General features: G+C 71.8%; 14 protein-coding genes and 1 tRNA gene. All 15 read right to left on the reverse strand.

From position 1 onward, the window contains the following. Positions 1–713, reverse strand: a 713-nt coding sequence (locus VF665_RS08850; protein WP_331053054.1) for a transglycosylase domain-containing protein, incomplete at its 3' end; no start/stop codon positions are given. Beyond that, positions 710–2,353 (reverse strand): O-antigen ligase family protein, encoded by a 1,644-nt coding sequence (locus VF665_RS08855; RefSeq protein ID WP_331053055.1) that lies wholly within the window; start codon positions 2,351–2,353, stop codon positions 710–712. The genes VF665_RS08850 and VF665_RS08855, both read right to left, overlap by 4 nt. 75 nt (positions 2,354–2,428) lie before the next feature. Further along, entirely contained in the window at positions 2,429–2,719 is a 291-nt protein-coding gene (locus tag VF665_RS08860) for a hypothetical protein (RefSeq protein ID WP_331053056.1), read from the reverse strand. 38 nt (positions 2,720–2,757) lie between these two features. Continuing rightward, entirely contained in the window at positions 2,758–3,321 is a 564-nt protein-coding gene (locus VF665_RS08865) for a YbjN domain-containing protein (protein ID WP_331053057.1), read from the reverse strand. Positions 3,322–3,495: 174 nt separating this feature from the next. Continuing rightward, positions 3,496–3,569: transfer RNA gene (locus VF665_RS08870), tRNA-Val, on the reverse strand. Between the two features lie 6 nt (positions 3,570–3,575). Then, the gene (locus tag VF665_RS08875; RefSeq protein WP_331053058.1) at positions 3,576–3,812 is read right to left on the reverse strand and encodes a hypothetical protein; all 237 of its coding nucleotides are present in this window, start codon (positions 3,810–3,812) and stop codon (positions 3,576–3,578) included. A gap of 86 nt (positions 3,813–3,898) precedes the next feature. Then, positions 3,899–4,372 (reverse strand): globin family protein, encoded by a 474-nt coding sequence (locus VF665_RS08880; protein WP_331053059.1) that lies wholly within the window; start codon positions 4,370–4,372, stop codon positions 3,899–3,901. A gap of 247 nt (positions 4,373–4,619) precedes the next feature. Then, positions 4,620–5,480, reverse strand: a complete 861-nt coding sequence (locus VF665_RS08885; RefSeq protein ID WP_331053060.1) for a peptidase MA family metallohydrolase — start codon at positions 5,478–5,480, stop codon at positions 4,620–4,622. Between the two features lie 103 nt (positions 5,481–5,583). Next, the gene (locus VF665_RS08890) at positions 5,584–6,045 is read right to left on the reverse strand and encodes a type II toxin-antitoxin system VapC family toxin (protein ID WP_331053061.1); all 462 of its coding nucleotides are present in this window, start codon (positions 6,043–6,045) and stop codon (positions 5,584–5,586) included. Continuing rightward, positions 6,026–6,241 carry a hypothetical protein gene (locus VF665_RS08895; RefSeq protein WP_331053062.1) on the reverse strand — a complete coding sequence of 72 codons (216 nt, stop codon included), beginning with the start codon at positions 6,239–6,241 and terminating at the stop codon, positions 6,026–6,028. The genes VF665_RS08890 and VF665_RS08895 overlap by 20 nt, the downstream gene beginning before the upstream one ends. Next, on the reverse strand, positions 6,238–6,537 hold the full coding sequence (locus VF665_RS08900; protein ID WP_331053063.1) for a hypothetical protein: 300 nt from the start codon (positions 6,535–6,537) through the stop codon (positions 6,238–6,240). Before VF665_RS08900 ends, VF665_RS08895 begins: the two co-directional genes overlap by 4 nt. Before the next feature lie 235 nt (positions 6,538–6,772). Next, a complete protein-coding gene (locus tag VF665_RS08905; RefSeq protein ID WP_331053064.1) occupies positions 6,773–7,618 on the reverse strand; it encodes a tetratricopeptide repeat protein in 846 nt (281 codons plus the stop codon). After that, positions 7,615–8,124, reverse strand: a complete 510-nt coding sequence (locus tag VF665_RS08910) for a chemotaxis protein CheW (RefSeq protein ID WP_331053065.1) — start codon at positions 8,122–8,124, stop codon at positions 7,615–7,617. Before VF665_RS08910 ends, VF665_RS08905 begins: the two co-directional genes overlap by 4 nt. Next, a complete protein-coding gene (locus tag VF665_RS08915) occupies positions 8,121–8,612 on the reverse strand; it encodes a chemotaxis protein CheW (RefSeq protein ID WP_331053066.1) in 492 nt (163 codons plus the stop codon). The genes VF665_RS08910 and VF665_RS08915 overlap by 4 nt, the downstream gene beginning before the upstream one ends. Next, the coding region (locus VF665_RS08920; RefSeq protein WP_331053067.1) for a CheB methylesterase domain-containing protein at positions 8,609–9,212 on the reverse strand (604 nt) is incomplete at its 5' end. The genes VF665_RS08920 and VF665_RS08915, both read right to left, overlap by 4 nt.

Raw genomic sequence — 9,212 nt, forward strand, 5'->3', positions numbered from 1 at the left:
ATCCCCGCCGCCTGCGTGCGGGTTAGGCGCGTGGCCGGGCGGTCGTAGTGCTCGCGCGCCCCCGCGTCGATGCCGAACACGCCCTCGTCCCCCCACTCCACCTGGTTCAGGTACAGCTCCAGGATGCGCCGCTTTCCCAGGATCAGCTCCGCCGCGGGGGTCAGCGTCAGGTCGTACACCTTGCGGACGGGGTTGCGGCAGGCGCAGCCGAACAGGTTCTTCATCAACTGCTGCGTCAGCGTGGATGCGCCGCGCACCCGCACCCCGCTCCCCGCCTCCCGTCCCGCCCGGCTCATCTCCACCCAGTCGTAGCCGGAATGGTCCCAGAACCGCCCGTCCTCCGCCGCCACCACCGCGCGCGGCACGTGGCGCGGCAGATCGTCCAGCGCCACGAACGAGCGCCGCTTGCGGTACTCTCCGCCGGAAAACACCGACTCCACCCGGCGCTGGATCTGCACCCCCGTGGTGGGCGGGTTCACCCAGCGGTAGGCGATGAGCAGCACCAGGCAGAACACGTAGTACGCGGCAAACGCCATCAGCCCGTGCCTGGCGATGCGGAACGCGAGGCCCCGCCTGCGCTTCGGCTGCTTTTCGCCGATGACCGGGGCCGGGGCGGACGGCTGCACCCGCGGCCCGGGCTCCCACAGCAGCGTGCGGTCGTCGTCCTGGCCGTCGTCGCGCGAGACGGCGCGGAAGGGATCGCGGTCGGTCATGGCTCCTTGCGGGGACAGCGCGCGGCCGCCGCCCGGGCGGCCGCGGCGTTGGGATACAGGTCGCGGGCCGCGCGGGCGTGCTCGCACCGCTCCGCGCGCCTGCCGCCGGACCGCGCCAGGCGCAGCCGGATGCGGTAGTTGCCGGGGTCCAGCTGCGCCGCGCGCCGCAGCGAGGCCGTGTCGCCGCGCGTGGCGAACAGTCCCATTCCCGCCAGCTGCGCGCCGCTGCGCACGGCGCCCGCCCCCGCCGCAAGCGCCGCGAACACCAGCGCCAGCCTGCGCACGGGGAGCGAGATGGCCTGCCGCCCGTCCGGCTCGGGCGACCAGAGCGCGCCCAGCGTGGCCCACACCAGCAGGCTGGGAAGGGCGAGCAGCAGCACGGCGTCGAACGCGCCCGCCACGTTCGCCGCCACCAGCGTGGCCAGCAGCGCCGCCGCGCCCAGCGCCTCGTCCGCGTCGCGCGCCCGGATCAGCCGGTGCAGCCCGCCGATGGCCAGCCCCGCAAAGGCCAGCGCCAGCACGCCCAGGGCGACGAAGCCGCGCTCCGCCGCCACCGCCACCCAGTCGCTGCTGGGCCAGGGATTGGAGGTCGCCCCCGCCGTGTTGGGGTCCATGGACGGGTCGCGCCGCGCCGCGTACTCCGGGTAGCGCACCGCCCAGTTCCCCGGCCCCACGCCCAGGAGGGGGTGAAAGACGGCCATCCGCAGCGACCGCTGGTACTGGATCAGCCGCCCGCGCCCGCTCCCCTCCTGGTAGTTGGCCACCCCCTTCACCGATTCCAGGTACGGGTTCTCGCTGTTCCACCGCAGCGTGTTGGGCAGCGTGAGTGCCGCCGCCACCCCCCCGCCGGCGACGAGAAGGATTCCCGCGCCGCGCAGCCACGTGCGCCCGTTCCGCCGCAGCGGCCGCGACGCCAGCATGCTGAAGGCGAACACGAGCGCCACCGCGCCGAACGCCAGCCAGGCCGCGCGCGAGCGGGTGAGCACCAGCGACGCCGTCACCAGCGCCACCGCCACCGCGCCGATGGCGTACCCCGCCCCGCGCCACGCCCGCAGCGCGCTCAGCAGCACCAGCGGCAGCCCGAACGCCGCCAGGTGCGCGATGAAGTTGCGGTTGCCCAGCGTGCCGCCCGGCGCGCGGTTCATGGAGAACCAGTCCGTGCGCACGCCGTACGTCTGCGCCAGCGACGTGGCCGCCCCCAGGACCACCGCAACGGAAAGCGCCGTGAGCAGGGGCCGGGCGAGCCCCGCCTCGCGCACCCCGCGCGCCGCCCAGAACACCGCCAGCCCCGACGCGGTCACCGCCACGGCGCGCATGGCCAGCCACACGTTGGTGGCCAGCAGCGCCGATACGGCGCTCAGCAGCAGAAAGGCCAGCAGCAGCACGTCCACACGGGTGCCGCGGATGCGGCGGATGGCGCCCAGGGTAAGGATCCCCGCCACCAGCCCCGTCCCGTGCAGCACCAGCTCCTTGGGCACGAAGAAGCGGTCCAGCTCAAAAACCTTGTAGGTGGACGCGCTCAGCACCACCAGCAGCGCGCCGGCCTGCAGCACGCGCAGGGCGGTGCGCTCCGCCGGGCTGGGGCCGGCGGGGACGGGGTACACGCCTTCGGGGGCAGTGGCGGGACGGGCGACGGGCACTCTCTGCTCCTGGATGCCGGACGGCGGCCGCGCGGGCCGCCGCTCCGTGGATGACGCGAAAGGGATGGGGGCGCGCTACGGCGCGGGGCGGCGGCGGACGGGCGCGGCGCGGCCCAGCATGTCGCGAAGCTCGTCGTCCGGGCACTCCATCCACCCCGGCGGAACCGGGGCCAGGCGCCGCTTGTCGCTCCCGCTCTCAAAGGCGAGCCATCCGCCCTTGAGCGCGCGGCTCCCCTCGCCGCGGCGGTCCGGGCCGCCGTACTGGTCGGTGGGCGCAATGCCGCGGCGCTCCAGCAGGCGCGCATCCACCGGAACCACCTCCCACACCGTCCAGTCGGCACCCGCCGCGTCGCGAAACTGGCGCATGGGTCAGCGCCCCGTGCGCGGATGACCGGGGCGCACCGTCACCACTGCTCCACCCGCGCGATGGCGTCCGCCGGCTCGTCGCCGGCGTGCATCACGCGCATGAACGCTGGATAATAGCGGTCGCACACGGACATGCTCGCGCCCAGCATGTTCCTCACCATCAGCGGCACCAGGCGGCCGCCCTCCACGTCCACGCTGGTCTTGAACCGCACCTCGCCGTCGCTCATGTCCATCTCAAAGTTGCCCAGCGGCAGACCGTAGTTGGCCCGCGTGAGCGCCTCGGCCATGGGCCCGCGCAGCTCCGCCGGCACCAGAAACGGGCAGCGCACGTATCCCCGCAGCACCCGCGACTCCTCGTTGGGGAAGAAGAAGACGGTGTACACCGCGTGCGTGCCGTGGATGGACAGGTTGAGCCCGGAGCCCTCGGGGTTGAGAGTGAACGAGTAGCCGTCCTCCTCCAGCGCCTCGCCCACCGTCTCAATCAGCGGCTCCAGCCCGCCCTGCTCCTGGCGATCGCGCTGCAGTTCGCGCAGAAAGGCGTCCACCTCGGACTCCGTGTCGTCGTCCATGGGGTCCGGCTGGGAAAACTCGTCGTCGTTCATCGGGAGCAGCGGGGTCGGCGGTTGGCTGGACGGGCGCGGGTGGCCCGCCCGGGAAACAACCATGCGCCCGCGGCGGTGCCTCCCGCAAGGCGGAGCCCCGTCCGGCGCGCGCGACGGCGGGGGGATATAACGCAACCAGGCCCGACACGTCGTGCGTGTCGGGCCTGATTGCAGTGCGCGATGAGGGATTCGAACCCCCGACCCCCGGTGTGTAAAACCGGTGCTCTAACCAGCTGAGCTAATCGCGCGTGGGACTACAGGATGATGCCCAGCGGCACCAGCACCGCGAAGCCCAGCACCAGCAGCAGCGGCGCCGCCACCGTGCTCGTTCCCGCCAGCGAAACAAAGCCGGCGATGATGGCCAGCAGCCCCGCCGCCAGCAGCACGCCGTTGAGCATGCTGAAGCGAAGGCTGGTTTCCGTGTCGCGAACGGCGGGAGCGGGCGCCGTGGCGCCGCGGGCTCGGGTGCGGGTAGGCTCGGGTCTGGGCATGGCGAAAAAGTAAAGGCTCGGACGCGAAAAACCAACCCCGGCCCGCCGCGGGGCGGGCCGGGGCCGGGCGTCCGGTGGAAACGCGGTCAGTTCGCGGCGGGCGACACCTGTCCGGGCACGGCGGCCACAGGAACGGTGGGCGGAAGCCCCGACTGGCCCGCGGCCGCGCGCTTCATCACCGTGGCCAGGATGGTGTACGCCTCCACCCACGCGTCGCGCACGGCGGGGGTGAAGTCGTCGCCCAGTCCCTTTTCCAGCGTCCACAGCAGCGCGGCGGCCACCGTGTCGTAGTGGCTGTCCTGCACGCCGTATCCGCCATGGCGCCGGCCCAGCGCCTCCACCGCGGGCACCAGCCCGTCCAGGTTGTCGAGGCCCTTCACCACCACGGCCAGGGTCTGCATGAGCTTCTTGCCCTGCTCGGTAATGTCGCCCTTGAACAGGGGGCGCAGCGACGGGTCCAACTCGAACAGGCGGCCGTAGAACAGGCCGGCCGCCACTTCGCTGATGGGCATGACCTTGGCCCAGCTTTCCTGGACGAGCTGCTTGCCGTGAGGTGTCATGGGTCTGTATGGGTGCAGTGCCGATGGGTTCGACTGAGTTCACGCCCTTCCCTCAAGGCAACCCCGGTTCCACTCCCGGCCCCGGAGCACAAGCCGCTGCGGCGCAACACGTTGACCCGAATCGCACACCACCGGCCGGGTGGAAAGCTGAGACAAGCCTGACACACATGGTCCCGCGCACCGGGGCCGGCGTGCCTCACCTCTTTTGCCGGCCCGCGCCCACATGGGTCAACCGACTCTGCGGCGGCTACTTCTCGTCGTGCGCGAACGCGATCGGGTAGTCGACCGTATCCCAATCCGCGCGCGGCGGCGGAAGCATGCGGTATTCCTTTTCCATTTCCGCCACGCGCGCGCGGTTGCGCATGCGCCGCGGGATCCACGCCACCAGCGCGAGGACGAGCGCCAGCGCCCACACGAACCCCATGCTGGCCGCCAGAGAAAGCCAGCCGTAGCGGGAGCGCACGTCCGCCGCCCACTCGTCTTCCAGCTGTGCCGACGTCATGCCGAAGGTGGTGCGGATGGAGCTTTCCAGCGATCCGCTGGCCTGCCAGTTCCGGAGCAGCAGCGCAAAGCCGCGCTCGCCGGTGCGGCGCCGCAGGTGGTCCACCGCCGTCGCGCTCAGCAGGTAGGCGAGGCGCGCGTCCGCCGCGTCCGTCGGCCAGTCCAGCGCCAGCGAATCCAGCGGCGGCGCGCGCCCGGTGAGGAACGCCAGGCGAAGCGCCCACGCCTCGGACGCGTCCCAGCTTCCCGACGCGACCTCCGCGTACCCCTCGTCGAACCACCGCGGAATGCGCGGCAGGCGCTCGTGCAGCGCAAGGTGAACCAGTTCATGCCGCAGAATGGCGTCCGCCTGCCGCCGGTCCACGCCGGGCAGCGGATACGCGGGGATCACGATGCGCCGCAGGTGCGGAATGGCGACGCCGCCGGCCCACTCCGGCACCTGTCCGCCCGTCGCGGCGGAGAAGGCGGCCGGGTTCGGCGCCAGGACGATCACCGTGCTGTCCGCCGCCGCCGCCGGACCCAAGCCGGGAAGCGGAACGGGGGTGCGGGCCTGCGCGGCGGCCTCGCGCGCCAGCACCGCGTGGCGCGGCGCGTACAGCACCGTCACCCCGCCCGAGCGGAGCGCTTCGTACGCACCCTGCTGCGCCCGCGTGGCGGACGGCAGAAACGAGAGCAGCGCGGCGATCAGGAAGGCGAGGCGTGCCCGTCCCTTACTCTGGAGCAGGAGGGCGAGGAGGCGCTTCGCGGGTCGGGTACCCCGTCCGGTGCCGGAACCGGACCAGCTGCTGGATGGCGTGGTAGTCGCGGAAGTTGTCGTGAATGACCTCCGCCCCGATCTGGTTGGCCGTGCAGGCGATCAGGACGTCGTTCGTGAACGCGGACGTGATCGTGTACCCCTGCTTCCGCAGCCCGTTCAACACCGTTCCCGCCCGGCGCCACTCCCAGTGTGTCGGCGCCACGGTTCGTCTTCGCCTCTCGAAGGGTTCGATGTACCTCCGCAGCATCTCCCGGTTTTCGTGCAGGCGCGATCCCGCCAGCAGCTCCTGGGCAACGACGGAGCACAGGTAGATCGAGGGCGAGTACGTCGTCACGAAACTGCGATACCGATCCGCGTCTTCTTCGGACCGCGACGCCCGGACCAGCAGCTGGGTGTCAATCACGTACTTCGACATGGGCTGTCTGGTTCGCGGGAAAAACGTCGTCCAAGTTGAGCCCCCGCAATGCCTCTGCCCCCGCGAGCAGTCCGAGCCGAAACTCCTCTTCGGAGATCTGCGGCTGCGGCGGGCGGTACCTCCGGACCACGGGAGCGTTGAAGAGCGGCTTGGGCAGCGTGTGCCGGGCGGATCCGGCCAGCGTGCGCAGGTTCATGTCGCCACCGTTCCAACCCGCCATGCGCCCGCGCCTTCGCAGCACGGGTCCGCGGGGTGGTCCTCCCCCGTCGAAGCATGAGACAGGTCGACACCGGCCGTCTGATTCGCCGGGAACACGTCGTCGATCTCCAGCGGCCAAGCATCCCAGAACGCGGCGAGGAACGTGTCACGGAACACCTCTTCCGACGGCTCGGGACGCGGGCGGCGGTACTTGCAGGCCACAGGCCCGGGGAAGAGCGGCCGGTCGGCGGCGTGCCGGGCGGACTTGATCGATCTGTGCAGGTTCATCGTCATCTCCGTTTCGTTTGTACGGATCAACGATCACCAAAGTGGATGGAACGCGCAAGGGGAAAAACACACTCTGGACTCGCCGGTACCACACGTGGCGCCTTGCGGGCGCAGGGCGTTACCATCGCGCCAGCGGCGGAACAGAAAGCGGAAACTCCGCGCGGGAGGCGCCCGGGGCAGGGACAAAAAAACGCGGCGCCGGAGAAGAGGCGCCGCGTTCGTGGAATGTCAAGCCGCGTAGTCAGGTTTCAAACGACACGGGCTGGCCCGCGTTCAACTGGGCCAGCGCCTTGCCGCATCGCTCGCCCCACAGGTTGAAGCGGTTGGCTTGGTGCCCGCGGCTCCAGGCATCGGCGGCGCCCTCCTCGTTCCCTTCCAGGTAGTACGTCCGCCCGATCTCCCACCACGATTCCAGCATGTTGGGGCCCAGCTCCAGCGCCTTGTGAAAGAAGCCGCGCGCGTCCTCGAACATCTCGCGCTCCAGGTACACGAGGCCCATGTAGAAGTGGGCGTATAGCTGCGCCTTGCGGTCGCCCTCCTGGCGGATGGCGCGCGACAGGTGCTCGATCGCCTCGCCGAAGATCCCCTTCTTGAGGCAGATGTAGCCCAGGTTCACCCGGGCCAGCGCGTTCTCCGGATCGCGCATCATCACCTTGTAGTAGGTCATGAGCGCGTCGTCGTACTGCTCGCGCAGCATCTGCGCCCACCCCAGCAGGCTTTCGGCGTGCGGATCGTTGGGGGCCAGCTCCAGCGCGCGCTCCAGCTCCTTGACGGCGCGCTTGGCGTCGCCGCTGGCGATGGCGCTCCACCCCCGCTCGATGTACGTGCTGCTGCCGATGTGGTCGCTCACCAGCGCCTGCTGCGGCGCCGCGGCGGCGGGGGCGGGCAGCTGCTTGTAGCGCTCCACCAGCCCGCGGATGCGCTCCTTGAAGGCGGTGAGATCCTCCAGCGCCGTTTCCGTTTCGCGGAACAGCCCCACGATCTCGCCGCGGATGCGCTCACGGTCCCCCGCGGCCACCTTGCCCAGCTCGCCGTCGATGCGGACAAAGCGGGCCTCCATCGCGTCCAGCCACTCCCGGGTGGTCATGCGCCCGCGTCCGCCTCGCCCGCCGCCGGCGCCAGGGCCGCTTCCAGCGCAATGCGCTCCTCGCTGCTCAGGATGCGCTCCAGGTCCATGAGGATGATGAGCCGCCCGTCGTGCCGCACGATGCCGCGCATGAACTCCGCGGCCAGCCCGCGGATGTAGGCCGGCGGCGCGGACACGGCGGTCTCCGGCGCGCGCAGCACCTCCGTGACGCTGTCCACCACCAGCCCCAGCCGCTCGCCCGCGAAGTCCACCAGCACGATGCGCGTCTCGTCCGTGTACGCCACCCCGGCCACCTCAAAGCGGCGGCGCAGGTCGACCACCGGCACCACGGCGCCGCGCACGTCCAGCACGCCTTCCACAAAGGCGGGCGCGCGGGGCACCGGCGTGACCGCCTGGTAGCGAAGGATCTCGTGGACGGAAAACACGTCCAGCCCGAACTCCTCGCCCCCCACCTGAAAGGTCACCAGCTGCACCTGCGGCACCGCCGCCTGACGCACGTTCCTCACGGTTGCTCCCCGGGTTCCAGCGTGGTCCGCTCGCGAAGGATCTCCGCGAGGTCAATCAGGGTCACCAGTCCCGCCGGCACGCGGGCCACCGCCACCACGTACGCGTCGCGGTCGCCGCCGGTGTACGGCGCGGGGCGCAGCGTTTCGGCCGCCACGTCCATCACCTCGAACACCGCGTCCACCGCAACCCCCACGCGCGTTTCTCCCAGCCCGGCCACCAGCACCGGCGGCCGCTCCGCCGTCAGCGGCAGCCCCAGCGCGGCCGACACGTCCACCACCGGCACCATTTCACCGCGCAGCAGCATCACCCCCAGCAGGTGCGGGGGCACGTCGGGGAGCGGGTGAATGCGCTGCTTCGTAACCACCTCGTCCACCAGGCGGATGTCGCAGCCGTGCAGCTCGCCGCCCAGGCGAAAAGCCACCACCTGCACCCCCTCGCCGCGCGCCAGCCAGCCGCGAAAGTCCAGCACCGCGTCCGCCGCGCTCACCGCGCCTCCGTGGCGTTCAGCGCGACGCCGCGCGCGTCCACCCCGCGCTCGATCCCGGCGGCGATGCGGTCCAGCGGCAGCACCTGGTCCGCGCTGCGGGCCGCCGCGGCGGGCATCCCGAAGATGACGGAGGTTTCGCGGTCCTGCGCGATGCCCAGGCCGCCGGCAGCCACCACCTCGCGCAGACCCTCCGCGCCGTCCTTGCCCATCCCCGTGAGCACCACGCCCACCGTGCGCGCGCCGAACACCTCCGCCGCGCTGCGAAACAGCGGGTCCGCGGCCGGGCGCACGCCCCACACCGTGGGCTCCTGGTCCAGCGCAATGCGCACCCCGCGCCCGTCGCGCACCACCCGCATGTGAAAGTCGCCCGGCGCCAGGTACACGTGGTCGGGGCGCACCGTTTCCCCGTCCACCGCCTCGCTCACGGGAAGCCCGCCCATGCCGTCCAGCCGCTCCGCCAGCGTGCGGGTGAAGCGCGGCGGCATGTGCTGCACCACGAGCACGGCCGCGCCCAGCGGCGACCGCAGGCGGGGGATCATTTCCGTGAGGGCGCGCGGCCCGCCCGTGCTGGCGGCGACGACGACGACCGATTCCGCCGAG

Origin of the sequence: Longimicrobium sp. (assembly GCF_036387355.1) — a bacterium.
Lineage (GTDB): Bacteria > Gemmatimonadota > Gemmatimonadetes > Longimicrobiales > Longimicrobiaceae > Longimicrobium.